The sequence below is a fragment of the Nonomuraea sp. NPDC049269 genome (genome assembly GCF_043197155.1).
Taxonomy (GTDB): domain Bacteria; phylum Actinomycetota; class Actinomycetes; order Streptosporangiales; family Streptosporangiaceae; genus Nonomuraea.
On the sequence record NZ_JBICSO010000004.1, the window covers coordinates 689,192 to 715,104 of the forward strand.

21 protein-coding genes are annotated in these 25,913 nt (G+C 70.7%); 8 read left to right on the plus strand and 13 right to left on the minus strand.

Annotated features, from left to right (window positions below; genetic code table 11):
- Positions 1-114: 114 nt before the first annotated feature.
- Positions 115-2,208, plus strand: a complete 2,094-nt coding sequence (locus ACGFNP_RS26055) for an ATP-binding protein (RefSeq protein ID WP_393323080.1) — start codon at positions 115-117, stop codon at positions 2,206-2,208.
- Here the strand turns inward: ACGFNP_RS26055 and ACGFNP_RS26060 are convergent.
- Positions 2,186-2,755, minus strand: coding sequence for an ATP-binding protein (locus tag ACGFNP_RS26060; RefSeq protein WP_393323083.1), 570 nt, complete (start codon positions 2,753-2,755; stop codon positions 2,186-2,188). The genes ACGFNP_RS26055 and ACGFNP_RS26060 overlap by 23 nt on opposite strands.
- Positions 2,752-2,946 (minus strand): DUF5999 family protein, encoded by a 195-nt coding sequence (locus ACGFNP_RS26065; RefSeq protein ID WP_358330678.1) that lies wholly within the window; start codon positions 2,944-2,946, stop codon positions 2,752-2,754. Before ACGFNP_RS26065 ends, ACGFNP_RS26060 begins: the two co-directional genes overlap by 4 nt.
- 277 nt (positions 2,947-3,223) lie before the next feature.
- Here ACGFNP_RS26065 and ACGFNP_RS26070 point away from each other — a divergent pair, with 277 nt between their 5' ends.
- From ACGFNP_RS26070 to ACGFNP_RS26090, 5 genes are read left to right on the plus strand one after another with little or no spacing between them, the layout of a single operon-like run.
- Positions 3,224-5,500, plus strand: coding sequence for a LuxR C-terminal-related transcriptional regulator (locus ACGFNP_RS26070; RefSeq protein WP_393323087.1), 2,277 nt, complete (start codon positions 3,224-3,226; stop codon positions 5,498-5,500).
- A gap of 53 nt (positions 5,501-5,553) precedes the next feature.
- The gene (locus ACGFNP_RS26075; protein ID WP_393323090.1) at positions 5,554-7,023 is read left to right on the plus strand and encodes a sugar ABC transporter ATP-binding protein; all 1,470 of its coding nucleotides are present in this window, start codon (positions 5,554-5,556) and stop codon (positions 7,021-7,023) included.
- On the plus strand, positions 7,020-8,123 hold the full coding sequence (locus tag ACGFNP_RS26080; protein WP_393323093.1) for an ABC transporter permease: 1,104 nt from the start codon (positions 7,020-7,022) through the stop codon (positions 8,121-8,123). Before ACGFNP_RS26075 ends, ACGFNP_RS26080 begins: the two co-directional genes overlap by 4 nt.
- 10 nt (positions 8,124-8,133) lie before the next feature.
- Positions 8,134-9,282 carry a substrate-binding domain-containing protein gene (locus tag ACGFNP_RS26085; protein ID WP_393323096.1) on the plus strand — a complete coding sequence of 383 codons (1,149 nt, stop codon included), beginning with the start codon at positions 8,134-8,136 and terminating at the stop codon, positions 9,280-9,282.
- Between the two features lie 29 nt (positions 9,283-9,311).
- A complete protein-coding gene (locus tag ACGFNP_RS26090; RefSeq protein WP_358330692.1) occupies positions 9,312-9,461 on the plus strand; it encodes a hypothetical protein in 150 nt (49 codons plus the stop codon).
- 7 nt (positions 9,462-9,468) lie between these two features.
- On the opposite strand, the gene ACGFNP_RS26095 is transcribed toward ACGFNP_RS26090, so the two are convergent.
- The 7 genes from ACGFNP_RS26095 to ACGFNP_RS26125 all read right to left on the minus strand — a co-directional run bounded on the left by ACGFNP_RS26095 (position 9,469) and on the right by ACGFNP_RS26125 (position 20,286).
- Complete coding sequence (locus ACGFNP_RS26095; RefSeq protein ID WP_358330695.1) at positions 9,469-11,169, minus strand: ABC transporter family substrate-binding protein; 1,701 nt, start codon at positions 11,167-11,169, stop codon at positions 9,469-9,471.
- 17 nt (positions 11,170-11,186) lie between these two features.
- Positions 11,187-13,211: a dipeptide ABC transporter ATP-binding protein gene (locus tag ACGFNP_RS26100; protein ID WP_393323100.1), complete on the minus strand. Its 2,025-nt coding sequence runs from the start codon at positions 13,209-13,211 to the stop codon at positions 11,187-11,189.
- Positions 13,208-14,083, minus strand: a complete 876-nt coding sequence (locus ACGFNP_RS26105; protein WP_219532257.1) for an ABC transporter permease — start codon at positions 14,081-14,083, stop codon at positions 13,208-13,210. Before ACGFNP_RS26105 ends, ACGFNP_RS26100 begins: the two co-directional genes overlap by 4 nt.
- Positions 14,080-15,063 (minus strand): ABC transporter permease, encoded by a 984-nt coding sequence (locus ACGFNP_RS26110; protein ID WP_358330698.1) that lies wholly within the window; start codon positions 15,061-15,063, stop codon positions 14,080-14,082. Before ACGFNP_RS26110 ends, ACGFNP_RS26105 begins: the two co-directional genes overlap by 4 nt.
- Positions 15,064-15,152: 89 nt before the next feature.
- Positions 15,153-17,495, minus strand: a complete 2,343-nt coding sequence (locus ACGFNP_RS26115) for an AAA family ATPase (protein WP_393323105.1) — start codon at positions 17,493-17,495, stop codon at positions 15,153-15,155.
- Positions 17,496-17,559: 64 nt separating this feature from the next.
- Positions 17,560-18,456 carry a haloalkane dehalogenase gene (locus ACGFNP_RS26120; protein ID WP_393323108.1) on the minus strand — a complete coding sequence of 299 codons (897 nt, stop codon included), beginning with the start codon at positions 18,454-18,456 and terminating at the stop codon, positions 17,560-17,562.
- A gap of 15 nt (positions 18,457-18,471) precedes the next feature.
- A complete protein-coding gene (locus tag ACGFNP_RS26125; protein ID WP_393323111.1) occupies positions 18,472-20,286 on the minus strand; it encodes a hypothetical protein in 1,815 nt (604 codons plus the stop codon).
- A gap of 176 nt (positions 20,287-20,462) precedes the next feature.
- Between ACGFNP_RS26125 and ACGFNP_RS26130 the strand changes: the two genes are divergently transcribed.
- Positions 20,463-21,992, plus strand: coding sequence for an MFS transporter (locus ACGFNP_RS26130; protein WP_393323114.1), 1,530 nt, complete (start codon positions 20,463-20,465; stop codon positions 21,990-21,992).
- Between the two features lie 35 nt (positions 21,993-22,027).
- Positions 22,028-22,807, plus strand: coding sequence for a DoxX family protein (locus ACGFNP_RS26135; protein ID WP_393323117.1), 780 nt, complete (start codon positions 22,028-22,030; stop codon positions 22,805-22,807).
- A gap of 58 nt (positions 22,808-22,865) precedes the next feature.
- On the opposite strand, the gene sthA is transcribed toward ACGFNP_RS26135, so the two are convergent.
- The 4 genes from sthA to ACGFNP_RS26155 form a co-directional block, all read right to left on the minus strand.
- Positions 22,866-24,278: a Si-specific NAD(P)(+) transhydrogenase gene (sthA, locus tag ACGFNP_RS26140; RefSeq protein ID WP_393323120.1), complete on the minus strand. Its 1,413-nt coding sequence runs from the start codon at positions 24,276-24,278 to the stop codon at positions 22,866-22,868.
- The gene (locus tag ACGFNP_RS26145; RefSeq protein WP_358330713.1) at positions 24,271-24,405 is read right to left on the minus strand and encodes an FAD-dependent oxidoreductase; all 135 of its coding nucleotides are present in this window, start codon (positions 24,403-24,405) and stop codon (positions 24,271-24,273) included. Before ACGFNP_RS26145 ends, sthA begins: the two co-directional genes overlap by 8 nt.
- Before the next feature lie 15 nt (positions 24,406-24,420).
- Complete coding sequence (locus ACGFNP_RS26150; protein WP_358330716.1) at positions 24,421-24,672, minus strand: hypothetical protein; 252 nt, start codon at positions 24,670-24,672, stop codon at positions 24,421-24,423.
- Between the two features lie 92 nt (positions 24,673-24,764).
- Complete coding sequence (locus tag ACGFNP_RS26155) at positions 24,765-25,880, minus strand: MFS transporter (protein ID WP_393323125.1); 1,116 nt, start codon at positions 25,878-25,880, stop codon at positions 24,765-24,767.
- Between the last annotated feature and the right edge of the window lie 33 nt (positions 25,881-25,913).

Genomic DNA, 25,913 nt, shown 5'->3' on the forward strand with positions numbered 1-25,913 from the left:
GTGCCCTTGTTGCGAACACTGTACGCATAGAGGTTCGATGTACGCAACTGGGCCGGGATAGTGTGGTTACGTCGGCTCGGTTCTGCCTCGAGAGCCTGAGCCGGTGGAGCAGTCATGACTCAGGTGGCATCGCAGGCTTACGAGCGTTCCGTGAACCGGGCTCGTCCTCACCTGGACGGGTCCAGCTTCGTCGGGCGCAGGCACGAGCTGGCCGCGGCCAGGAGGGGACTGTCGCAGGCCCGGTTGCTGACCTTGACCGGCACGGGCGGTGTCGGCAAGAGCCGGCTGGCGCTCAGGATCGCGGAGGTCCTGCGGGACACCTACAAGGACGGCGTGGAGGTCATCGAACTGGCCACCCTGGAGGCCGGTGACCTGCTGGAACCGATCGTCGCCGGGGCGCTGGGCCTGCGCGAGGCGGGATCCGACCCCATGACCGTGCTGGTGGACCATCTGTCGGACAAGCGGATGCTGCTGGTCCTGGACAACTGCGAGCATCTGCTCGACGACTGCGCCCGTTTCGTGGACCAGCTCCTGCGCGGCGCTCCCCGGCTGCGGATCCTGGCCACCAGCAGACAGACGCTGGGGGTGTACGGCGAGCAGGTGCTGCCGGTTCCGTCGCTGTCCGTGCCGGACCCCGGCCATCCGCTCCGCCGCATCGCCCGGCACGATTCGGTGCGCCTGTTCGTGGAGCGGGCGGCGAGCGTGTCGCCCGGTTTCTCCCTGGACACGCGTAACGCGGCCTGCGTGGCGCGGCTGGCCCGGCGCCTGGAGGGGATCCCGCTGGCGATCGAGCTGGCCGCCGTGCAACTGCGGGCCCTGCCCTTGGAACAGCTGACGCGCGAGCTGGACGAGCGCTTCGAGGTGCTGGCGGCGGGGAGCCCCGCCGCGACGCCACGCCATCAGACGCTGCGCGCGACCATGGACTGGAGCTTCCGTCTGTGCTCACCGGCGGAGCAGCGGTTGTGGGCCCGGCTGTCGATGTTCTCCGGCGGGGTCGACCTGGACACCGCCGAGGCGGTGTGCTCCGGCGCGGGGATCGCCCCTGCCGAGATGATCGATCTGGTGACCGGGTTGATGGACAAGTCGGTCCTGGTCGGCGAGCGGTGGGAGAGCGGGCTCAGGTATCGCATGCTGGAGAGCATCCGCGCGTACGGGTGCGAGCAGCTGACGCCCTCCGAAGAGCGGGCACTGCGCCGACGTTATGTCGACCACTACCGGGACCTGGTCGACCGGCACCGGATCGACGCGATCGTCCACGACCAGCTTGAGCGGTACCTGCTCCTGCAACGAGAACTTCCCAACCTCCGCGTCGCGCTCGAGCTGTGCCTGAGTGACCCGGCCCTGGCGCTCGTGGGGCTCGAGACGGCGTCGGCGATGTGGTCCTTCTGGCTCCTCGCCGGCGCCCTCACCGAGGGCCGCTACTGGCTGGAGCGCACCCTGAAGCCGGTACGGGCGGCGAGCGGCGCTCGGGCGACGGCGCTCTGGGTGGACAGCATGCTCGCCCTCCGGCAGGGCGACCTGGCGAAAGCCATGCCGAGACTTGAGGAATGCCGCCGCATCGCACGGCGGCCGGGGAACGAGGATGTCCTGCCGTTCGCCATCCGGACCTCCGGTGTCGCGGCGTGCTCCATCGGGGACGCCCGGCGTGGCCTCGCGCTCCTGGAAGAGTCGCTCGCCCTCTTCCGGGCCGCCGGAGACGTCGACGGTGTCATGTTCAGCCTGTACTACGCGGCCGTGTACGGTTCGATCGAGGATCCCGGCCGGGCCGCCCGATTCGGCGCGGAGGCCTTGGCGATCTGCGAGGCTCATCATGCGCAGGTGTCGCGCGGATATGCCCAGCTGGCGCTCGGCATGGCCGTGTGGAACCTGGGCGACTACCAGCGGGCCGACGCGCTGGTGAGGGAGGCCGCCGAGTTCACCGGGGAGATCAACGACCGGTGGTGCCTGACGCAGTGCCTGGAGGTGCTGGCGTGGATCGCCGGTGCGCGCCAGGAGCATGAGAAAGCCGCCCGCATGCTGGGGGCGGCGCACGCGTTGTGGCAGGCGGTGGACGCCTCACCCACGCGGCTGTCGTACCACGCGAGATGGCACGAGCGCTGCGTGGAGCAGGCCCGCGACACCCTGGGGGATCGGGTGTTCGCGGCGAGCTTCCGAGACGGGGCGAGTCTCGGCCTCGAACGCGTGCTCACCTGTGAGATCGATGGCTGACCCCGGCCGTCCGCGTGGGGAGTTCGAACCAGACGGTCTTTCCCTCAGGGGTGGATTCGCTGCCCCAGCAGCAGGCCAGCAGGTCGATCAGGTCCAGGCCGCGGCCTCGCTCGTCGCCCGGCTGGGCGTGGTGGACGTGGAGCGGCGCGGCGCCCGCGTCCTCGACCTCACCGCGCAGCAGGCCGTCGGTGGCGTAGAGAGTCAGCCGGTACGGTCCTGGCGCATGGCACAGCGCATTGGTGACGATCTCACTGACCAGCAGCTCGGCGACCTCGACCTGTTCGTCGAGGCCCCATGCGGCCAGCCGGGCACGGGTGAGACGTCGCACCCGCGGCACTGTGGACATAGTTGGCGATAGCCACCAAGAGACGACCTGCTCGCCGGGCACCTGGTCGGAGCCGGTGGCGTACCCTCCCAGGCGCCGGACGCCGGCCTTGAGCCGGGTCCAGAGCGAGGTGTGACCGTTCCAGGGCATGGCCGCGTCCCGCGAGTCGCTCTGCGGGGGCGCGCTCACGTCCATGACCGCGTATCCGGAGTAATGGTTCATGCCGCCCGCCCGTAGTAGTCGTGGTGGGCTGCGACGCAGCGCCCGTCGGGCAGGATCTCGCCGTTGTCCTCGAAGACCACAACGCCGTTGCACAGCAGGCCCCACCCTTGTTCCGGGTGGAACGCCACCAGGCGGGCTGCCTCATGGTCGAAGGCGTATGCGGATGGGCACCGGGGCTGGTGCTGGCACATGATCGTTCCTTTATATCCTCGCCGGTGTCACGGCGTTTCTTTCTGACGGAACCATCATGCGCAGGCAAACGGCGGGTGCAGGACGGGATAAATGCCTATACGAACACCCACTTCTACCTACGTAGGTAGGTAGACGCAGCCTCCACCCCAGGTCAAGAGGGCATGAGGTGAACGGCTGTCCACAAGGGCTCAGCGAACTCACCGGGCCGAGATGAGCTAGCCTGAAATTGTCATGGGGGCAATGACACGGCGGCATGCGGGGAACCTGCCAGCCGAATTGACGAGTTTCGTTGGTCGTCGGCATGAGCTGGCCGAGACCAAGCGTCTGCTTGCCGCTGGGCGGATGGTGACGCTGACCGGTGTCGGCGGAGTGGGCAAGACGCGGCTGGCGATGCGGGTCGCGGCGGAGATGTCCCGGGCCTTCCCTGACGGGATGTGGCTGATCGACCTGGCTTCGCTCACTGCCGAAGAGCTGCTCACGGAGACGATCTCCGAGACGATCGGCTGCCACCACCCGGATGTGGCCGCTCTCTCCGAACACCTGTCGGGCAAGCGGCTGCTCCTGGTCCTGGACAACTGCGAGCACCTGCTGATCGAGTGCGCCATCCTGGCCGGCAAGCTGCTCTCCGCGGCGCCCGAGCTGCGCATTCTCGCGACCAGCCGGCAGTCGCTGCAGGTGCAGAGCGAACACCTGCTGGAGGTGCCGCCGTTGACGGTGTCCGGGGTGGACGAGACGGTGCTCGCGGATGCCGAAGCGCGCTACGAGGCGGTGCGACTGTTCGCGGACCGGGTGGCGGCCGTCGTACCGGGGTTCACCGTCAACGAGGCCAACAGCGTGGCGGTGACGCAACTGTGCCGGCGGCTGGACGGGATTCCGCTGGCCATCGAGCTCGCCGCGGTGCGCATGCGGGCCTTGTCCGTGGAACAGATCCTCGAGCGGCTGAACGACCGGTTCCAGTTGCTGTCGAGGGGACACATGGTCGCGGTGCCACGGCAGAGGACGTTGCAGACGCTGGTGGACTGGAGTCACCACCTGTGCTCCCCTGAGGAGCGGACGCTGTGGGAACGGTTGTCGGTCTTCTCCGGCGGTTGCGATCTCGAAGCGGTCGAAGAGGTGTGCTCGGGCGACGGGATCGCCCGCGAGGACATCCCCCATGTGCTGGCCGAGCTGGTCGACAAGTCGATCCTGCGGCGGAAGGCGCAAGGCTCCGGGATGCGCTACGAGATGCTGGAGACGCTCCGCCAGTACGGCTGGGAACGGATCGCCAGCCCCCGGCAGAAGACGGCGCTTCGGCTGCGGCATCGCGACTGGTGCCGCGACCTGGCCGCGCGGGCGGAGGCCGAGTGGTTCGGCGAGCATCAGATGGAGTGGCTCGTCCGGATCCGCCAGGAACAGGCCAACGTACGGGCGGCACTGGAGTTCTGCTCGAGCGAGCCGGGCCAGGCCTGGGCCGGCCTGGAGATCGCCGCCGCGATGTGGAGCCACCGGCTCTCGTGGAGCTCCCCCAGCGAAGGCCACCACTGGCTGGAGCGGGCACTGGCGCAGGAGCCCGGCCCCAGCGCCGAGCGGGCCAAGGCCCTGTGGGTCGATGCCTGGCTCGTCCTGCTGCAAGGCGACCCCAAGGCCGCGCGACCACTGTTGCAGGAGTCGCGCGCGCTGGCCGAGCGGCTGGGCGATGAGGCGCAACTCGCCGGCACGGTCCACATCACCGGCTTCGCCGCGCTGCTGGCCGGAGACTTCGCGCGAGCGTTCACCCTGCTGGAGGAGGCGGTGACCCGCCGCCGCGCCCTGGGCCACCCAGGCCACGCATGGGTCGCCCTCTTCCAGCTGAGCATCGCCGCCGTCCTCATGGGCGACGCCCGCTCAACGGCGCTCTGCCAGGAGACCTTGGAGATATCCCGGCGCGTGAACGCGGACTGGTCGGTCTCCTACGGGTTGTGGGTCACGGCCCTGGACCGGTGGCGGCGGGGCGATCCCGGCACCGCCCTCCCCATGATGCGCGACGCGCTGAGACTCAAGCTGCGGTGCAACGACCATCTCGGCATCGCCCAATGCCTTGAGGGACTCGCCTGGATCGTGGCCGATCAGCAGCGGGACAAACGCGCCGCCCAATTGCTGGGCGCCGCGCAGATGGTCTGGCGGTCGATCGAGACGTCGCTGTCCGGACTCGGGCACCTGGCCGGTCTGCACAGCCGATGCGAGGCCCTGCTGCGGGAGAGCCTCAGGGACGAAGCGTTCACCGAGGCCTTCACCTATGGCTCGGCGCTCACGCTCGACCAGGCCGTCGCCCACGCGCTGGAGGAGAAGCCGTCGAGAGACGCGGGAAGCCCCCAGCCCGAATCCGACGTCGCGTCCGTCCTGACCCGCAGGGAACGCGAGATCGCCGAGCTCGTCGCACAAGGGCTGAGCAACAAGCAGATCGCGGAGACCCTGGTGATCGCCCAGCGCACCGCCGAAGGCCATGTCGAGAACATCCTGCGCAAGCTGAGCTTCACCTCCAGGTCGCAGGTCGCCAAAGCCTGGAGCTCGCGACAGCGGGCCGGCAGACAGTGATTCCGAGCCAAGCATCGCCGACCACCTCCGAACCGCTTGTCCGCATCCGCGGAGTGAGCAAGCGGTTCGGCGGCACTTCCGCGCTGGAGGGGGTGGATCTCGACATCCACCGCGGCGGTGTCCTCGGTCTGCTCGGGCAGAACGGCGCCGGCAAGTCCACGCTGATCAAGGTCCTGGCCGGGATCTATCGCGCCGACGAGGGCGAGGTGGTGGTGGCCGGCCATCCGCTGGGCAGCCAGGCCGCCGCCCGCCGCATGTCCTTCATCCACCAGGACCTCGGCCTCGTCGAATGGATGACCGTCGCCGAGAACATCGCCCTCGGCACCGGCTATCGCCGGCGTGGCGGCCTCATCTCCTGGCATCAGGTGCGCGACCGCTGCGCGGAAGCCCTCCGGCTCCTCGCGATCCCCCTCGACCCCGGTGAGCGGATCTCCAACCTCACGCGCGCCGAGCGGTCACTCGTCGCCATCACCCGCGCGCTGGCCGCCGAGGCCGAGCTCATCGTGCTGGACGAGCCGACCGCGAGCCTGCCCACGCCCGACTGCGCCCGCCTGTTCGAGGTGCTGCGCGCGCTCCGCGACCGGGGTCACGGCATCGTGTACGTGAGCCACCGGCTCGACGAGGTGCGTGCGATCGCCGACAGGGTCGCGGTCCTGCGCAACGGGCGGCTCGTCAGCCAGGGACCCCTCACCGGCGGCTATCGCGCCCGCCTCGTGCGCGACATCGTCGGGCACGAACCGACGCCACACGAGCGCCCGAGTCGCGACGCGGGACAGGTCGTGCTGAGCCTCGCCGACGTGCGGACCGGGCAGGCCGGCCCGATCAGCCTCGACCTGCGGGCCGGCGAGGCGATCGGTCTGGTCGGTCTCACGGGCGCCGGTCACGCGGATCTCGGCCGTGCTCTGGCCGGCTCGCACCCCATTCTCGCCGGCCGCGTACTGCTTGACGGGCGTCCGTATCAGCCCAGGTCGGTGTCGGCGGCTGTCGGCGCGGGGGTCGGTCTCGTGACGAGCGACCGGCAGGAGGACGGCATCGCCCCGGACCTCAGCGTCCGGGAGAACTTCCTGGCGAACGCCAAGGCGCACGGCCGGTCACCGCTGAGCTGGATCCGGCCGCACCGGGAGCGCGCCGAAGCGGCGGCGCTCGTCGCGTGCTTCGGCGTCCGCCCCGCGGACACCGAGGCGCCGCTCGCCACCCTGTCGGGCGGAAACCAGCAGAAGGTCGTCCTCGGCCGTTGGCTCGGGACCAACCGTCACCTCCTGATCCTGGAGGAGCCGACGGCCAGTGTCGACGTCGGCGCCAAACCCGAGATCTACCGGCTCCTCGACGACGCCGTGGCCGCCGGCCTGGCCCTGCTCCTCAGCTCCGCCGACTTCGAGGAGGTCGTGAACGTGTGTGATCGCGCCCTCGTCTTCGTCCGGGGGACGGTGACCGCCGAACTGGCCGGTGACGCCCTCACGGTCACCGCGCTCACCCGGGCCGCGTCGGCCGCGCCCGCCGCCACCGGGACGACCCGCCGATGACCACGGGGCTCCCGCAGCGGCGACGGCCCACCGCCGGCCACCTCATCGGCAGCTACGGACTGCTCGCGCTGGCGATCGTCCTGTTCATCGTGTTCGCGCTCGTCCTGCCGGACACCTTTCCCACCATGGCCAACCTGAGGTCGATCCTGTCGACTCATTCGATCACCGCGATCCTGGCACTGGGCGCGATGATCCCCATCGTCACGGGGAAGTTCGACCTGTCCATCGGCTACGGCCTCGGGCTCTGGCACGTCCTGACCCTGCAACTCATCATCGCCGCCGGCTGGCCATGGCCGTTGGCCTGCCTCGGCGTGCTCGTCGGCGGAGCGCTCACCGGCGTGGTCAACGGTCTGCTCGTCGAGTTCGCGCGGATCGACTCGTTCATCGCCACCCTGGGCACCGGCAGCGTCATGTACGCCATCACGGGCTGGGTGACCAAGGGCGCCCGGATCGTTCCCGGCTCCGAAGGCCTGCCCACGGACTTCATCGGCATCTCCGACGCGAAGTTCCTGGGCCTGCCGGCGCCCGCGTTCTACGTCCTCCTCCTCGCCGCGGTGCTCTGGATCGTGCTCGAGCGCCTCCCCCTCGGCCGCTACCTCTACGTCATCGGCGCGAACCCGCGCGCCGCCGACCTGATCGGCATCCCGACCCGCCGGTACGTCGTCTACGCCTTCACGGGCTCCGGGCTGGTCACCGGCTCCGCGGGCGTCCTGCTCGCCGCGCAGCAGCAGATCGGCAATCCGAGCGTCGGGCTCGACTACCTGCTGCCGGCGTTCGTCGCCGCCCTGCTCGGCTCCACCGCGATCAGAGCCGGGCGGCCCAACCCGCTCGGTACCGTCGTCGCCGTCGCCATCCTCGCGATCGGCCTGTCGGGCATCAGCCAACTGGGGGCGGACTTCTGGGTGACGCCGCTGTTCAACGGCATCACCCTGCTCATCGCGGTCGGGTTGGTCGGCTACACGACCCGGCGCCGGCTGCGCAAGGGGCCGGGCGCGCCGCGCCGTACGCCACCACCTCCGTCAGGGGAGACCACGGCCGAGTCCACCGCCGCGGCGGCCGGCGGCCCGCCGCCGCCATGGACCGTTCCACCTGCCGAGTGAGGAGCCGAGCGTGAACCGCACCCGTAACCGCTTCTCGCGCACCGCGTCAGCGCTGGCGGTGGCCGCCGCGCTCGCCGGCGGCTGCTCGCGCGCCTCGTCCAGCCCGGATCCCACCCCCGACCCCGTGCGGTCGGCGAGCACCTGCCCCGGTGTCCTGAACGCGGCCAAGCAGGCCGTCGCGCGGGCCGAGGGCATCGACGCCTGGGACGGCCCCACGAGCGGGCCCAGCGCGGTCCGGGGCAAGAGCATCGTGTTCGTCGCGGAGACCATGATCAATCCCGGTGTCGCAGGGGTGGCCAAAGGGGTGGAGGAAGCCGGGCGGTCCGTCGGCTGGAACGTCCGGGTGATCGACGGTCAGGGCACTCCCGCCGGCGTACGGGCGGCCTTCGGCCAGGCCATCGCCCTGCGCCCTGCGGGGATCGTCATCGGCGGCTTCGACCCCAACTCCACGGCCGAGCAGGTCGAGCAGGCCAATGACGCGCGCATCCCGCTGATCGGGTGGCATGCGACGAGCCGGCCCGGGCCCAGCCGGAACCCGAAACTCTTCACCAACATCACCACCCGGGTGGAGGACGTGGCGCGGATCAGCGCGTACTGGATCATCGCCCGGTCGAACGGGACCGCCGGAGTCGTCATCTTCACCGACTCCTCGATCCCCTTCGCGGAGAACAAGTCACAACTGATCAAGAAGACTCTGCTGAGCTGTTCCAGTGTCAAGCTGCTCTCGTACCAGAACATCCCGCTTCCTGACACGGGCAGCCGCACGCCTCAGGCGGTCTCCGCGCTCGTGTCGCGCTTGGGTGATCGATGGACCTACTCGGCCGCCATCAACGACCTCTATTTCGCCGACGCGGCGGCGGCCCTGCGCGCCGCGGGCAAGGCGGGCGACGGGGCCCCCTTCTCGATCGGCGCGGGTGACGGCGACCCGTCGGCGTTCCAGCGCATCCGGGACCGGCAGTTCCAGGCGGCGACCGTTCCCGAGCCGTTGAACGCGCAGGGCAGCCAGATCGTCGACGAGTTCAACCGCGCGTTCGCCGGTCAGCCCCCGAGCGGCTATGTCGCGCCCGTGCACCTGACCACGACACAGAACGTCGACGACACCGCGTCGTGGGACCCCCCGGGCTATCGCGCCGCCTACGAACGGATCTGGAACGGCTGAGGCCGGCCTGCCTGGGTAGGGGAACGCGCATGGCAACCCTCATGGATCGGGTGCGCGCGTACCTGCGCAGCCCCAAAGGCCGGCAGAACATCGAGAAGGCCAAGCGCATGGCCAGTGACCCGAACAACCAGCGCAAGGCCCGCCAGTTCCTGGACCGGTTGCGCTCGAAGCGGCACTGAGGCCCGGTCAGCGGGTGAAGCCGATGTCCTGGTAGCGGAGGTCGTAGAAGCCGCGGGCCCCCACGTTGGCCAGCGTCGCCCGAGCCGCCACGTTCTGCGGCCGCTGGTACAACGGCAGCACGTTGACCTCCTGCCAGATCAGCTTGTCGGCCGCGTTCGTGTCCGCGTGGGCCTGCTTCAGGTCCAGGTTCTGGCCGGCTCTGTTCATCGCCGCGTCGATCTCGGGCGACCCCACGCGGCCGAAATTGGCGTTCCAGGTCTGCCCGTTCGGCGAATTCGCGTAGATCCCATAACTACTCGAAACTGGAAAAGGCGTGCCAATGTACGCGAACGGGGTGATGTCAAAGTTCCCCGGGATGACGTACTTGGTGAAGAAGTCGTCGCTGGGCACGGCCTGAATGGTGAGCTTGACGCCGATCTGCGTGAGCATGTTCTGGGCCAGTTCGCCCTCCGACTTGCTGATCTGTATGCCCGACGGGACCACGAAGCGCAGGTCGAGCGGCTTGCCGTCCTTCTGGCGGATGCCGCCGGCCGCCACCCGCCAGCCCGCCGCGTCGAGCAGTCGCTTGGCCTGGGCGGGGTCGTAGGCGCCCGCGGCGCCGGCGTTGTCCTGGTAGCCCTCCTGGGTGTTCATGAAGAAGTGGTTGTTCAGCAGCGTGATCGGCCAGTCGAGGCCCTGCAGGTCGGACTGGGCGATCGCCTGGCGGTTGATGCCGAGCTGGATGGCCTGCCTGACCCGCTGGTCCTTCAGCAGGTCGCTGGAGCCGTTGAAGGTGAAGTGGCGGAAGTCGGGGCCCGCCGCCTGGCGTACGGCCGCGCCCGGGGTGGACTTGGCGCGCGCGTAGTCGGGCGCCGACGGGCCGACGTCGGTGATGTCGAGTTCGCCGTTGCTGAACGCGCCGACCAGCGAGTCCTGCTCGGAGGCGCGGTAGATGATCTGGTCGAGCTTGGGCCGGTCGCCCCACCAGCTGTCGTCGCGGACGATCGTGATCGTCTTCGCCGTCTGGTCGAAGGCCTTGAACTTGAACGGCCCCGCGGTCACCGGGATCTTGTTCAGCCAGGCGGTGTTGTAGGCCTCGGGCGTCCCGTTGGTGGAGGCCGGCAGCAGCGGGCCGAACAGCGACTTCCAGTCGCCGAAGGGCCGGGAGAAGGTCACCACGACCGAATAGTCGTCGCGGCCCCGCCGTACGTCGGAGATGTCCTGGTAGCCGGTGGACGAGACGATGTGGAAGGCGGGATTCGTCCCGTTGAGCGCCTTCCACTGGGCCTGGTAGTCGACCCAGGTGATCGGCTTGCCGTCGGACCACTTGGCCTTGGGGTTGAGCGTGTAGGTGACGACCTGCTGCGGGTCGCGATCGGTGACCTCGGCGCCGAGCAGGTAGTTGGGGTCGGGGGTGATGTCCGCCTTCTCGTCGGACCTGAACGGCGCGGGCAGCAGCGCGTTGCTGACCAGCGCGGCCACCGCGAGGTTGCCGTCGACGTGGTTGCGGTTCCACTGGGTGGGGAACTCGTTGATGCCCCAGCGCAGCGTGCCGCCGTCCTTGACCTTGTCACGCGGTTGCGGGTTGATGTCGTACGCCTTGAAGCCCATCTCGTCCCCCCGCGAGCCGCCGGCGCCGCCGCCGTAGCCCCCGGGACCGCCGCCGCAGCCCGCCACGCACAGCGACCCGGCCAGGGCGGCGGCCGTGATCAGACGTGATGCTTTCATCGAGCGAATCCTCCCGCTTAAGTGACTTCGAGCTTTTCGGCGTAGTGACAGGCCGCGCCCTGGTCCGGATCGAGCAGGCGCACCGAGGGCTCGACGGTCACGCACAAGACGCGTTCGTCGTCCGTCAGCGCGGCCCTGAACTTCGGGCACCGGGTACGGAAGCGGCAGCCCGACGGGGGATGGGCCGGGCTGGGGAGATCGCCTTCGAGCAGGATCCGCCGGCGTGAGCGCTCGCGGACCGGGTCGGGCAGCGGGATCGCCGAGAGCAGCGCCTGCGTGTACGGGTGCGCGGGGGCACCGTAGACGGCGTCGACCTGCCCGATCTCGGCGATCCTGCCGAGGTACATGACGGCCACCCGGTCGGCGATGTAGCGCACCACGGCCAGGTCGTGCGCGACGAACAGGTAGGACAGCCCGAGCTCGGTCTTCAGCGCGTCGAGCAGGTTGATCACGCCCGCCTGGATCGACACGTCGAGCGCGGAGACCGGCTCGTCGAGCGCCAGGAGCCTGGGTTCGAGCGCGAGCGCGCGGGCGATGCCGATGCGCTGCCGCTGCCCGCCGGAGAAGTCCTGGGGGTAGCGGGCGGCGTGGGTGGCGTCGAGCCCGACCAGGTCGAGCAGCTCGGCCACCCGCATGCCCGGATTGCCCCTGCTGTGGGCGCGCAGCGGCTCGGCCAGGATGTCGTAGACGGTCATGCGCGGGTCGAGGGAGGCGAGCGGGTCCTGGAAGACGACCTGCATGTCGCGTCTGATCGCCATCCGCTCCGAGCCGCCGAGCCGCGCGGTGTCGTGCCCGAGCACGACGATGCGGCCTTCCTGCGGCTCGGCCAACTCCAGGATCTCCATCAGCGTCGTGGTCTTGCCGCAGCCCGACTCGCCGACGAGCCCGAGCGTCTCGCCCTCACGTATGTCGAAGCTGACGCCCGCCACCGCGTGGACGGTGCCGACCCTGCGCTTGAACACCGATCCCCGCAGCAGTGGGTACTGCTTGACCAGCCCGTCGACCTCCAGCACCGTCTGCCGGTCCTGGCGCGGCCGGCTCTCGCCGGGGTGGACGGGGACCGCGTGCTTGGCCGCGGTGCGCGGGCGTACCTCTTCCCAGCGGATGCACGCGGCCCGGTGCGCAGGCCCGACGTCGAACAGCGGCGGCTCGGCCGCGTCGCAGGCGTCGAGGCGCATCGGGCAGCGCGGCGCGAACGGGCAGCCCGGCGGCAGCGCGGCGGGCGACGGCGGCGCGCCCTCGATGGGCACGAGCGGCTGCCGTCCGTCCCTGTCGACGCGCGGGATCGAGCTGAGCAGCCCCACGGTGTAGGGCATGCGCGGCGCGTAGTAGATGTCGTCCACGTCGCCCACCTCGACCGGCCGGCCCGCGTACATCACCAGCACCCGGTCGGCGAACCCGGCCACCACCCCGAGATCGTGCGTGATCATGACGATCGCGGCGCCGGTCTCCCGCTGCGCCTTCTTCAGCACTTCGAGCACCTGCGCCTGGATGGTGACGTCGAGCGCGGTGGTGGGCTCGTCGCAGATGATCACGTCGGGGTCGTTGGCGATGGCCATCGCGATCACCGCGCGCTGCCGCATGCCGCCGGAGAACTCGTGCGGGAAGGCCAGGGCCCGCTCCGCCGGGTTGGGGATGCCGACCAGGTCGAGGAGTTCGACGGCCTTGACCGCGGCCTGCTCCTTGGTCACCTTCTGGTGGATGCGCACGGCCTCGGCGATCTGGTCGCCCACCCGGTAGACGGGGGTCAGCGCGGACAGCGGGTCCTGGAAGACCATCGACATGGTCTTGCCGCGGAAGGCGGTCAGCTCCCGCTGCCGGGCGCCGATCAGCTCCCTGCCGTGCAGTCGCACCGAGCCGGTGACCTTGGCGCCCGGCGGCAGCAGGCCCATGACCGCGGCCGCGGTGACGGACTTGCCGGAGCCCGACTCGCCGACGATGCCGAGCACCTCGCCCTGGCCTACCGAGTAGCCGACACCGCGTACGGCGAGCACATCGCCGAAGGAGACGTTGAGGTCGGTGACCTCCAGGACGGGGGTCACCGCGGCCTCTGGGAGGCGGGGTCGAACGCGTCACGCAGCGCGTCGCCGATGAGGTTGACCGCGAGCACGGTGATCACCAGCAGCCCGGCGACGAACCAGAACGTCCACGGCGCGTAGATGGCGGTCCTGGAGCCGTCGGCGATGAGCGTGCCGAAGGAGACGTCGGGTGGCTGGATGCCGAAGCCGAAGTAGGACAGGGAGGTCTCGGTGAGGATGGCCGCGCTGACGTTGAGGGTGGCGTCGACGATCAGCAGCGACGACAGGTTGGGGATGATGTGCCGGAAGATGATGCGCACCGGCGAGACGCCCATGAACCGGGCGGCCTGGATGAACTCCCGCTGCTTCAGCGAGATCGTCATCCCTCTGACGATCTTCGAGGTGACCATCCAGAGGAACAGCGCCAGCATGATCACGAACAGCACCCACTGCCCCGCCCCGAACAGCGGCGACATGACGGCCAGGACCAGGAACGCGGGCAGCACCAGGAGCAGGTCGGTGCCCCAGGTGAGCAGCCGGTCGGGCCAGCCGGGGAAGTAACCGGCGAACGCCCCCACGACGGCGGCCAGCGCGGTGGAGATGAGCGCCGCCAGCAGTCCGACGATCAGCGACTTGCGCATGCCGCGCAGCGTCACCGCGTAGACGTCGGCGCCGGTCTGCAGCGTGCCGAACCAGTGCTCGGCCGACGGCGGACTGAGGAAGGCCGTGAAGTCCTTGTCGGTGTAGGACCACAGGCTGAAGCCCGGCCCGGCGAAGGCCAGCAGGAACAGCAGCACGAGCACGGCGAAGCCGATCCGCCCCTGCGCGGACTGGAAGAACCGCCAGGCGACCACCCGCAGCCGTGAAGGCGCCCTGCTGGCGGTGAGCAGCGTCATCCGGCCCTCACCCGTGGGTCGAGGGCGGCGTGCAGCAGGTCGGCCGCCAGCGACGCGCACAGCACCGCGATGGCGGCGATGCAGGCGATGGCCGCCACGGTGTTGACGTCGTTCGTGAAGATGGAGTTGATCAGTTGCTCGCCCAGCCCGTGCCAGCCGAAGATCTTCTCGGTGAACGTCGCGCCGGTCAGCAGCGCGCCGAACGTGAACGCGAAGTAGGTCGCGACGGGGATCAGCGCGGTGCGCAGGGCGTGGTGGATGAGCGCCTGGCTCCTGCTCAGCCCCTTGGCCATGGCGGTGCGGACGAAGTCGGCGCCGAGCACGTCGAGCATGGTGTTGCGCTGGTAGCGGCTGAAGATCGCGATGAGCCCCAGCGACAATGAGATCGTCGGCAGGATCAGGTGTTTCAGCCGGTCCCCCACCGTCCCCCAGAAACCGGTGTCGAGCCCGTCACTGTATTCGCCGCTGACCAGGAAGAGCCGGTGGCCGAGCCGCTCGTTGACCACGGTGCCGAGCAGGATCAGCACGTTGGCCAGCACGACCACGGGCATCGCGAGCACCAGGAATGACAGCCCGGTCGACAGCCGGTCGAACCACCCGTACTGCTTGACCGCGGCGGCGGCTCCCACGACCACCCCGAGCAGGCTGCCGCAGATGAGCCCGAGCAGCACGAGCCGGAAGGTGACGCCCATGCGCCGTTTGAGGTCCTCGTTGACCGGCGCGCCGGTCACCGTACGGCCGAAGTCGCCCTGCACCACACCGCCCGCCCACGTCGCGTAGCGCTGGATCAGGGGTGTCCGGTCGTTGAGGTTGAGCTCGGTGAGCTGCGCGTCGACGACGGCCGGCGGCGGCTTGGGCGTCCGGTCGGCGTAGTTGGAGCGCGGATCGAGGGCACTCGCCGCGAGCATGTAGGCGAGGCTGGCTGCGACGGCGACTAGCACCAGATAGTTGAGCAGCCTGCGGGCCAGGAACCCCGCCATCGCCCTCCCCTTCGGCGCGCACGATGTGTAGTCATATTGCTACACCATGCGAGCATCGGGGCGCACGGAACTGCCAAACTGGAGTCTGGTTAACGTCCGGAAAGTTCGTCCACGGCCATGCGGACATCGTCGCTGGTGATAGTCGTCAGCTCGGCCGAGCTGGCCGACCCGCCGCCGCCCGCCAGCGCGGCGAGCCGTACGTCACGGCGCATCGCCGCGCGCTCGAACAGCGACCTGGCGAAGCGCCCGTTGCCCAGCCCGTCGATCAGCCGCTCGTCGCAGACCCAGGCGAAGACCTCGTCGAGGTCGCGCAGCGCCTCCTCGTCGAAGCGGTCGCCCGATTTGTCGGCCAAAAGCACGGCGATCTCGGACAGCTCCCGCGCGGAGTAGCTCGGGAAGGCGACCCGCTGGCTGAACCGGCTGGCCAGGCCGGGGTTGGTGGACAGGAACGCGTCCATCTCGCGCTGGTAGCCGGCCAGCACGACGACGAGCCGGTCACGGTCGTCCTCGGCGCGTTTGAGCAGCGTCTGCACGGCCTCGGCGCCGAACGCGTCACCGCCGGAGTAGCCGGTGTTGACCAGGCTGTAGGCCTCGTCGATGAACAGCACACCGCCCAGCGCCCGGTCGACCAGCTCGTTGGTCTTGATCGCCGTCGCGCCGAGGTGCTGGCCGACCAGGTCGGCTCGCTGGGCCTCGACCACGTCGGGCCTGGCCAGCAGGCCGAGCGCGGCGAAGATGCGGCCGATGACCCTGGCCACCGTGGTCTTGCCGGTGCCCGGTGGGCCGGCGAACACGAAGTGCCGCATCTGCGGCGGCGTGGGCAGCCCGCGCTCCTGCCGCATCCGGGCGACCTGGAGCTGGGCGGCGATGGCGTGCACCTGCCGCTTGACCGGCTCGAGCCCGGCCATCCTGTCGAGGTCGGCCAGCGCCTCCTCGATCGTGGGGGTGTCCTCGTAGCCGCGGAAGCGGGCGGTCAGCTCGTCGAACGCCTTGGTCACGTCGGCGGTCGTGGTGGTCACCAGGTCCTCGGTGGTCGGCGTGCCGCCCGCGCCCACGACGCGTACGTCACGGGCCGTCGCCGCGGCCTCGACGAGGCTGCGGACGAACCGGGCGTTGCCCAGCTCGTCGACGAGCCCGCGCCGCTGGACGTCCTCGAACAGGCCGAGCAGCGCGGCCCGCGCGTCGGGCGCCATCGTGTCTCCCCGGTGCCGCTGGAGCACCTCGGTGATCTCCGCCAGCTCACCGGGCGAGTAGCTCGGGAAGCGCACCCGGGTGGCGAACCTGCTGGCCAGACCGGGGTTGGTGGACAGGAACGAGGTCATCTCCTGCTCGTAGCCGGCCAGGATGATGATCAGCCGGTCACGGTCGTCCTCAGCCCGTTTGAGCAGCGTCTGCACGGCCTCGGCGCCGAACCTGTCGGGCTGGCCGTCGGAAGAGTTGATCAGGCCGTACGCCTCGTCGATGAACAGCACACCGCCCAGCGCCCGGTCGACCAGCTCGTTGGTCTTGATCGCCGTCGCGCCGAGGAACTCGCCGACCAGGTCGGCCCGCTGCGCCTCGACCACGTAGGGGGTGTCGAGCAGGCCGAACGCGTAGAAGATCTTCGCCACCGTGCGGGCCACGCTGGTCTTGCCCGTGCCGGGCGGGCCGAGGAAGACGAAGTGCCTGGTCGGGCGCCCGGCCTTGTAGCCGGCCTCGGCCCGCAGCCGGGACGCCTCGATGGAAGCGGCGATCGAGCGGACCTGCTCCTTGACGGGGACGAGCCCGATCATGTTCTCCAGCTCGGCCAGCGCGTCCTCGACCGAGATGTCGGGCAGCCCGCCGGCCTTCTCGGCGGGCGGCTCCGGCCTGCCCTCGCGGGCTCTGACCCGGACCTGCTCCTCGGCGGTCAGCGCGCCCTTGGCCCGGCGGGCGGCGATGAAGCGGTGGACGAGGACCGCGGTGGCGGCGGCGTAGGCGACCCAGACCGCGACGGAGCCGGAGACCGGCGAGACGGCCGCGGCCAGGGTCCCGGCGGGGACGAGCGCCATCAGCACGGTCAGCCACGGCGTCACCCAGCGGATCAGGTGCGCGGCGGCGGCGACGGGCACGGCCAGCAGCATCAGCAGCGTGGGGGTCATCGAGGGCGGTGGGAAGAGCGTGTAGAACACCGGCAGCAGCGCGCACCAGCCCGCGAGCACCAGCACGGTCGCGGCCGCGCGCGGGAAGCGCAGCGTCAGCGCGAGGAACGCGAGCACCAGCAGGGTGATGAGGAAGGTCTTGAACAGATCCCAGCCGAGCGCGGCGGCCACGCCGACGGTGGCGATGAGCACCACCACGTGCATCACCCGGCGCACCGCCGGAGGAAGCTGGAAATAGCGCAGCCGCACCTGTTCAAACAGATCCCGCGCCGCGGTCCGCCCTGCGGCCTGGGCCCTGCCGGACTCACGCATCACGCCTCCCCGGTCCGCCCCTGGTTATACCGCACCAGACCGACGATTGGGCGGACCTGACACGCTAGGTGGCGGTGACGAACTCCGCGATGTGGCGGCCGAGTTCGCCGCCCGCGTCCTCCTGGAGGAAGTGACCGGCGCCGGTGATCACTGGATGTGATCGTCCCGCCGCACCCGGCATCGACTTGATCAGGATCGGCGCCATACCTCCGGTTATGGGATCTCCGTCGGAGAACGCCACCAGAAAAGGGCGATCGAGCGTGGTGAGGACCTGCCAGGCGGCGCGGTTGGCGGGCGCGGCGGGGTCGTCGGGCGTGATCGGGACGAGCCCCGGCAACGCCTTCGCGGCGACCTTGTACGACTCGTCCGGGAAGGGGGCGTCATAGGCGGCGCGCACCGCCGCTGGGAGTTCGGTCTTGCAGCCCGCCTGGACGAATCTGGCGATGTCCAGCGCGGGAGCATTCATCACCGCGGCTCTGAAGCGATGCCACACGTCGGGCATGGGAATGTCACCGGTCGGCAAGCCCGTGTTGGCCGCGACGATCATGGCGACGCGCTCCGGGTGCTCGGCGGCGATCCGCAGCCCGATCAGGCCTCCCCAGTCCTGCCCGACCATGGTGATGCCGCTCAGCCCGAGCGCGTCGAACAGCAGCGCGCGCGTCCACTCGACCTGCCTGGCGTAGGTGTGGTCGGCCCGTTCGGCCGGTTTGTCGGAGCGGCCGAACCCCACCAGGTCGACGGCGATGGCCCGCAGCCCGGCCGCCGCCAGCTCGCGCATGACGTGGCGGTAGAGGAACGACCAGGTCGGCTCGCCGTGCAGCAGCACCACCGGCGCCCCGTCCGCCCGGCCCGCCTCGACGTAGGCCATGCGCAGGCCGTCCGCCACTTCGGCGTAGCGCGGCTCGTACGGGAAGTCGGGCAGGTCGGCGAAACGCTCTTCGGGGGTACGGAGAGTCCGCATAGAACGATATTCTAGCTAGCGCCGCTGGTGCCGCCCAGGAAATTCCCCCATGAGCACCTGCTTGGGAGTGACCCGCAGCAGGTCCGCATCGGCCACGGCGATACCGCGCACCTCCACCCAGTACCTCCGCTGCAACGGATCGGCGGCGAACACCGCCACCCGGGGATCCACCGCGACGGCCGCGCGGGCCTGCGGTTCGGGGACCAGCCGGAGCTCTCCCGACGGGGTGACGGTCGCCGCCGTGCCCACGACGCGCGGGCCGAGGGAGTCGCCGAAGGACAGGACGACGCTCCTGGCGTACGCGAACGCCTGCCGTATCTCCGGAGTGACCGCGACCGACGGCGCGTCACCGGTGGGCAGGTCGCACATGATCAGTGACGCGCGCCAGGGGCCGGGCCCGCCGCGCCACCAGGCGCGCGCGGCACGCAGCGCGAACACCACCACCGCCGCGCAGAGCGCGCCGAGCCCGGCCAGCCACGCCCAGACGAGCCCCAGCAGGCCGCCCGCGGCGCAGGCCACGGACGCCAGCACGACCAGGCCGGTCGCGACCGTCAGCCACGTGTCCTCGCCGTAGCGGGCCCGCCGGTAAGAGGCCAGCATCGGGTACGGCACCGCCACCGCGAGCACGGCGGCCCGCGGCTCCACGGCCAGCGCCCCGCACACCAGGGCCACCAGCACCGACCACGTCCGGCCGAGCACGATCCAGAGCGTGACTCCCCCGTTCCGCCTGGCCGTGCGCTCGGCGGGCACCCGGGCGAACTGGGCCAGGGCCCGCAGCGGACTGCCGCGCCACAACTCGGCCAGCGCGCGGACGGCCGCCGTCACCGGCCAGCCGAGCACCACGATGCCCGCCAGGGCCGCCCACAACGGGTCGAACGCCGACGGCATGCCCGGCGGAGCAGCCCACAGCGGGTCGAACGCCGACGGCATGCCCGGCGGAGCAGCCCACAGCGGGTCGAACGCCGACGGCATGACCGGCAGCGCGCCCAGCGTCAGCCAGGCCGCGAACGCGGCCACCGACACGACCGCCGACGCCAGGGCGGCGCCGAGCCAGGGGTCGCGGCCGAGCATGGCGGGCACGTAGGACCACACCCTGATCCGGCGCGCCTGCCTGAGCGTGATCGGGACGAGCAGGACCAGCACCAGGAGGCCGCCGAGCCGGCCCTCGCGACCCCGGTCGAAGGCGAGGGCGGCCACGACGACGGCGATCGTCGCGAGCGCGACCAGCAGGCGGGACTGGCGCGACCAGACCTCCAGCGCCCGCCTGGCCCGCCCGCTCTCGCGCGCGTCGATCGGCCAGGCGGGGTCGCGGTGGGCCGGGAAGCGGTCCCAGCGCAGCAGCGTCAGCCCGAGGTTGACACGGGCCTGCGGATGCGCGGGATCCCGGTCAAGCGCGGTCAGGTAGGCACGTTCCGCGGGGGCGTGCTCGGCGCGGAGCAGCGCCTGGTCGCCGTGCAGCACGTGAGGGTCGGCCTCCTCGGGGGCGTACCTGCGGGCCAGCGCCGCCTGCTCGACGGCCTCGGCCCAGCGGCCGGGGACGCGGCGCAGCGCGGTGCCCAGCCGCAGCCGCGCCGGCCAGGACCCCCGGGCGAGGCTCACCGCGTGCTCCGCGGGGGCGACCGCGTCGGCGTCGCGGCCCTGGCGCTCCAGCGCGAGGCTGATCAGGCGGTAGGCCCACTCGTTGGCCGGCTCCAGGTCGGCGGCCAGTTGAGCGGCCTCCAGCGCGGTGTCGGAATGTCCCGTTCTCAGCCTGGCAACCGCCTCTTCGCACCATTCGCGGGGAGATCTGGCGGTCCTGTCGGCACTTTCCGCGGTCCCCACGATGTCCATGATCGGCGGACCGGACAGAGTTGGATAGGCCGGGACATATGGCTGTGTCTCTCTAGAGAGGTGGCTCAGGCCGTGGATCACCCGATACCGCTGTCCGGATCGCATGGCATGGCCTAAGCTGCCACGCAAGTTCATGTGGGCCTTGCGTGAGATCGGATCGGCCTGCAAGGAGGCCCATGACCGTCACTCAGGCCGCACCGGCTCTCCGGCGTGCGGTTCAGGAACATCGGGACAACCGCTGGTCCATCCTGGTGCTGCTCTGCCTGAGCCTGCTCCTGATCACCGTCGACGCGACCGTCCTGCACATCGCCGTTCCCACGCTGACCGCGGCGCTGGAGCCGACGGCGGTGCAACTGCTCTGGATCATCGACGTCTACTCGCTGGTCGTGGCGCCGCTGCTGGTCCTGTTCGGCACGCTCGGCGACCGCTACGGGCGCAAACGGCTGGTGCTCGCGGGTTTCGTGCTGTTCGGGGTGGCCTCGGCCATCGCCGCCTTCTCCCCCACGGCCCTGGTCCTGATCCTGGCCAGGGCACTGCTCGGGGTGGGCGGCGCGATGATCATGCCGGCCACGCTGTCACTGATCCGCCAGGTCTTCCCCGACCGGCGCGAGCGGGCCATCGCACTGGGCATCTGGAGCGCGGTCGCCGCCGCGGGAGCCGCCGTGGGACCGCTGATCGGCGGGGTGCTCGTCGGCATCTGGTGGGGCGCGGTCTTCCTGATCAACGTGCCCATCCTGCTCGTGCTGCTGCCCGCCGCCGCCCGGCTGCTGCCGGAGTCGCGGGAGCGCAGCGGGCAGCCGTGGGACGGCCTCAGCGCCGCGCTGTCCGTGGTGGGCCTCCTGGCGCTGGCGTTCGGGCTGAAGGAGGCCGGGGCGGGCAGCCTGATCCCGTTCGGGGCCTCCGTCCTGGTCTTCCTCGCCGGAGTGGCGCTGCTGGTCTGGTTCGTACGGCGGCAGGCCCGGCTGGCGTCGCCGCTGCTGGAGGTCGGGCTGTTCCGGCGGCGCGAGTTCGCCACCGGCGTCGCCGGAGTGCTCCTGGGTGTGTTCGCGCTGGTGGGGCTCCAGCTCATGCTGGCGCAATACCTGCAGCTCGTGCTCGGCGACAGCCCGCTGCACGCGGCCATCAGGATGCTGCCGCTGGTGATCTCGGCGATCTCCGGCGGCCTGGCCGCGGCGCACATCCTGCCCAAGATCGGCATGCGCGCCACCATGAGCGGCGGGCTCGGCCTCGTCGCGCTCGCGCTCACCCCCACGCTCACCTGGGGCGTCGAGGCGCACCCCGTGCTGCTGGCGATCTGCTTCGTGGGCATCGGGTTCGGCGTGCAGGTGGCGCTGCTCGCCGCGTCCGACACGATCATGTCCTCGGCCCCCGAGTCCCAGGCGGGCGGAGCGGCGGCCATCGAGGAGACCGCCTACGAGCTCGGCGCCGGGCTCGGAGTCGCCGTGCTCGGCACGATCACCACCATCGCGTACGCGCCCGCGCTGCCCGCCGTCCCCGGAGTGTCCGACGGCGGCATGGACGAGGCCAGGCAGTCTCTCGCCAGCGCCGCGCACGTGGCCGACGAGATCGGCGGTGGCGCCGGCGGCGCGCTGCTCGACGCCGCCCGGTGGGCCTTCGTCCATGCCCTGCACACGACCGTCGTCGTGAGCGTCGTCCTGCTCAGCCTGACCGCCGTCGCCGTGGCCACGCTGCTCCGCCGTGATTGAGGTGTGTGATGTCCCGCTTAGGGCAGACAACAACCGTGAAACAGGCCTTTCGTGATCTTGCTTCGCTGGTCGCCCGCCTCGGCGTGGGCGGAATCTTCTTCGCGAACGGCTGGACCAAGCTCGAGGACGGCCTGAACGCCACGGGGGCGAAGTTCCTCGCGCAGGGCGCGCCCGCGCCACGCGCCTGGGCCACGGTCACCATGCTGACCGAGCTGATCGGCGGGGCGTTATTGATCGCCGGGCTGATCGTGTCGGTGATGGGGCTGATCCTCTTCGCCGAGGCCCTCGCCGTCTTCCTGATCGCGCCGCCGCTCAATCCGATCAGCACGAACGAGCTGATCCTGCTGGGCGTGGCCGCGCTGCTGCTGGCCGTGGTGGGGGCCGGGCGGATATCGGTGGATCACCTGGTGGTGATCCGCCGCAGGGAATCGGCGGCGGCGAACGAGTTCGCCGCCGAGACGGAGGCCGACGAGGTCATCGCGGCACTGCGCGACCCCGACTCCCCCGGGTTCCGCGCGCCTGCCCGGCCCAAGGGCGGCTCCTCGGGCTCCGCGAGTTCTGGTGGTTCGGGTGGTTCGGGCGGTTCTTCGGGTGGCAAGCCGTCGGGAGGGCGGTCATCGGGCTCGCGCTCCGGCTCGTCCGAGGGTGAGCCGGACGGGCCCGGACTGGAGGACACGGCCCCGCATGTACGGCCGCGCCGGTCGGGGACAGAGCCGACGGACGAGCCGACCCCCTCGGCCGCACCGGGCGACACGCTGGTGGCCGGGCGCAAGAAGCCACCCGCCCGCGGCCGCCGCACGACCCCCGACGAGTGACCCCTTCCGAGGGATCGCCCCCGCCACCGCCGAGATCGCGGGGTGGCGATCACCCGGGTCACAGCTCGGCTGTCAGCCGGGCGATCACCCGCATCTTGTTCATCGCGTCCAGGGCGGCGACCTTGTAGGACTCGGCGAGCGTCGGATAGTTGAACACGGCGTTGACCAGGTAGTCGACCGTGCCGCCACAGCCCATGACGGTCTGCCCGATGTGGACGAGCTCGGTGGCGCCCGTGCCGAACACGTGGACGCCGAGCAGCCGCCGGTCCTCGGAGGAGACGAGGAGCTTGAGCATCCCGTACGAGTCGCCGATGATCTGTCCCCGGGCCAGTTCGCGGTAACGCGAGATGCCCACCTCGAAGGGGATCTTGTCACGGGTCAGGTCGTCCTCGGACTTACCGACGAAGCTGATCTCCGGGATGGTGTAGATGCCGATCGGCGGCAGTCCCTGCATCTCCGCGACCGGTTCGCCGCACGCGTGCTGCGCGGCCAGCCGGCCCTGCTCCATCGAGGTGGCGGCCAGCGCGGGGAAGCCGATCACGTCGCCGACGGCGTAGATGTGCGGGACGGTCGTGGCGTAGTTCTCGTCCACCGTGATCCGGCCCCGGTCGTCGGCGGCGAGCCCGGCCGCTTCCAGGCACAACTCGTTCGTCTTCCCCTGACGTCCGGCCGAGTACATGACGCAGTCGGCGGGGATCTTCTTCCCGCTCTCCAGCACGGTCAGCGCCCCGCGGGGGCGCCGCTCGACCGCCGCGACGTTCTCCCCGAACCTGAAGGTGACGGCGAGGTCCCGCAGGTGGTACTTCAGCGCCTCCACGATCTCCAGATCACAGAACTCCAGCATCCGGTCCCGCCGCTCGACCACGGTGACCTTGGTGCCCAGCGCCGCGAACATCGAGGCGTACTCGATGCCGATGACCCCGGCCCCGACGACGACGAGCGTCTCGGGCACCTGGTCTAGGTGCAGGATCGCGTCGGAGTCGATGACCGTCTTGTCGTCGAACTCGACACTGGACGGACGGGCCGGCGAGGTGCCCGTGGCGATCACGATCTTCTCGGCCGTGACCTTCTTCTCCTCTTTCTCCTCGTCGCCGGCGATCCCGATGGTGTGCGGGTCGAGGAAGCGCCCGGTTCCCTGCAGGACCGACACGTGGTTCCGGCCGAGCTGGCTGCGGATCACCTGGATCTCGCGGCCGATCACGTGCTGGGTACGCATGCCGAGGTCGGCGACCGTGATCTCTTCCTTCACCCGGTAGCTCGCCCCGTACAGCTCCCGCTGGTTGAGGCCCGTGAGATAGAGGACCGCCTCGCGCAGCGTCTTGGAGGGGATCGTCCCGGTGTTGATGCACACGCCGCCGAGCATGTGGGTCTTCTCCACGACCGCGACCCGCCGGCCGAGCTTCGCCGCGGCGATCGCCGCCTTCTGCCCGCCGGGACCGCTGCCGAGCACGAGGACATCGAAGTCATACATGAGTGCCGCCGCCCATCAGGTGAGGGCGCGCGAGGACGGCGACCCGGTTGCCGGGCTGTGCGGCCGCGATGGCCGCCTTCTGCCCGCCGGGTCCTGAACCTACGACGAGAACGTCAAAATCGGCCACACATCAAGTGTCCACCTATCCGGACATCCCCGCCATGACACGATCGACGATTCCCTGGGTGCCCTCTTGGCGGGCGCAGTGGGCACAGCAGTACCAGTGCTCGCCCGACTGGACGCCGTGCCCGATCACCTTGGTACCGCAGTGCTCGCAGATCGGCGCCATGGACTGGATCGCGCACTGGAAAGAGTCGAACGTGTGCACCGCGCCCTGGGCGTGCACCTCGAAGGACATGTCGTAATCGTTGCCACACGCTTCGCAGACGGCCATGGCCCGGGGATACCCGGATGCCGGTCCTCGTTGTCTCATGGGACGGCCATTTCCGATGAAAATCCGTCACCCTCATCAGCTGGCAACCCGGGTCAGTCCGGTGAAGGCCGTTCCGCGAGATAGCGGCCCACCAGGGGTACGGCCAGGAGCCCCAGGGCGGCCAGGGCGCCCGGCAGGCCGAGCCGGCTCGTCAGAGCGGCCACGAGCAGCGGGCTGATGACGAAGCCCGTGTAGGAGATCGCGGAGACCGTGGATACCAGCACCCCGCTCGCGTCGTCGGCCGCCGCGCGGCTGAGCACGGCCGGCACCAGCGGTCCGAGTGCGAGCCCGGCCAGTGCGAACCCCGCCATCGACGCCAGGACCGAGCCGCCGAGCCCCGCCAGCGCCATCCCCGCGAGTCCGCCCACCCCGCCCACCAGGTAGAACGTCCGCAGCGTGAGCCGGGGCAGCGCCTGCGCGGCGATCCGCCCCACCGTGAGCGCCGCCATGTAGACGGCCGGGGCCGCGCTCGACACCAGCGCCGAGGCCCCGCGGTGGTCTTCGAGGAGCAGTACCGACCACTGTTCGATCGAGTTCTCGATGATCAGCGCGCACGCGGTCAGCGCGCCGAGCACGATCGCGGCCGTCCAGCGCCGCCTGCCGCCCGCTCCCCCGGTGGCGGGCAGGCCCCGGCCCAGGCGCAGGGCCGGCAGTGACGCCGACGAGGCGAGCACCAGGGCCGCGGCCACCACCAGCACCGTGCCGGCGCCCACGCCGAGCGAGCGGGCCAGCCCGGTGGCGGGGGCCGCGACGATCACCGCGAAAGGGAAGGCGGCGTGCACCTGCTGGAACAGCCTGCGCCCGTGCTCCCGCTCGGCCCGCCCGGTGGTCATGTTCAGCGCTACGTCGAGCGCGCCGCTGGTCATGCCGACCAGGAGCAGCGTCAGCCCGAGCGCCATCGGCGAGCTCACGGGCGCGATGGCCACGACACTCAGCGCGAAGGCCACGGTGACGGCGATCAACGCCGTACGTTCCCTGCCCCTGGTCAGCCGCCCGGCCACCGCCATGGCCGGAATCGCCCCCACCGGCACCGCGCTCAGCGCCAGCCCCAGCTCCGCGGGGGACGCGCCGAGCTGGTCCTTGATCGCCGGCAGCAGCGCCGACCACGAGCCCCAGAACCCGCCCCAGGCCGCGCTGACCGCGATCAGCGGTATGCCGCGTTCCCCCACCAGTCCCCCTTGTCATGCATTACGGTTATGCCC

Bases quoted from the DNA above. Each gene is read 5' to 3' on its own strand.
- ACGFNP_RS26055 (WP_393323080.1), top strand. From the start codon at position 115: ATGACTCAGGTGGCATCGCAGGCTTACGAGCGTTCCGTGAACCGGGCT.
- ACGFNP_RS26060 (WP_393323083.1), bottom strand. From the start codon at position 2,755: ATGAACCATTACTCCGGATACGCGGTCATGGACGTGAGCGCGCCCCCG.
- ACGFNP_RS26065 (WP_358330678.1), bottom strand. From the start codon at position 2,946: ATGTGCCAGCACCAGCCCCGGTGCCCATCCGCATACGCCTTCGACCAT.
- ACGFNP_RS26080 (WP_393323093.1), top strand. From the start codon at position 7,020: ATGACCACGGGGCTCCCGCAGCGGCGACGGCCCACCGCCGGCCACCTC.
- ACGFNP_RS26090 (WP_358330692.1), top strand. From the start codon at position 9,312: ATGGCAACCCTCATGGATCGGGTGCGCGCGTACCTGCGCAGCCCCAAA.
- ACGFNP_RS26095 (WP_358330695.1), bottom strand. From the start codon at position 11,169: ATGAAAGCATCACGTCTGATCACGGCCGCCGCCCTGGCCGGGTCGCTG.
- ACGFNP_RS26105 (WP_219532257.1), bottom strand. From the start codon at position 14,083: ATGACGCTGCTCACCGCCAGCAGGGCGCCTTCACGGCTGCGGGTGGTC.
- ACGFNP_RS26110 (WP_358330698.1), bottom strand. From the start codon at position 15,063: ATGGCGGGGTTCCTGGCCCGCAGGCTGCTCAACTATCTGGTGCTAGTC.
- ACGFNP_RS26115 (WP_393323105.1), bottom strand. From the start codon at position 17,495: ATGCGTGAGTCCGGCAGGGCCCAGGCCGCAGGGCGGACCGCGGCGCGG.
- ACGFNP_RS26120 (WP_393323108.1), bottom strand. From the start codon at position 18,456: ATGCGGACTCTCCGTACCCCCGAAGAGCGTTTCGCCGACCTGCCCGAC.
- ACGFNP_RS26125 (WP_393323111.1), bottom strand. From the start codon at position 20,286: ATGGACATCGTGGGGACCGCGGAAAGTGCCGACAGGACCGCCAGATCT.
- ACGFNP_RS26130 (WP_393323114.1), top strand. From the start codon at position 20,463: ATGACCGTCACTCAGGCCGCACCGGCTCTCCGGCGTGCGGTTCAGGAA.
- sthA (WP_393323120.1), bottom strand. From the start codon at position 24,278: ATGTATGACTTCGATGTCCTCGTGCTCGGCAGCGGTCCCGGCGGGCAG.
- ACGFNP_RS26150 (WP_358330716.1), bottom strand. From the start codon at position 24,672: ATGGCCGTCTGCGAAGCGTGTGGCAACGATTACGACATGTCCTTCGAG.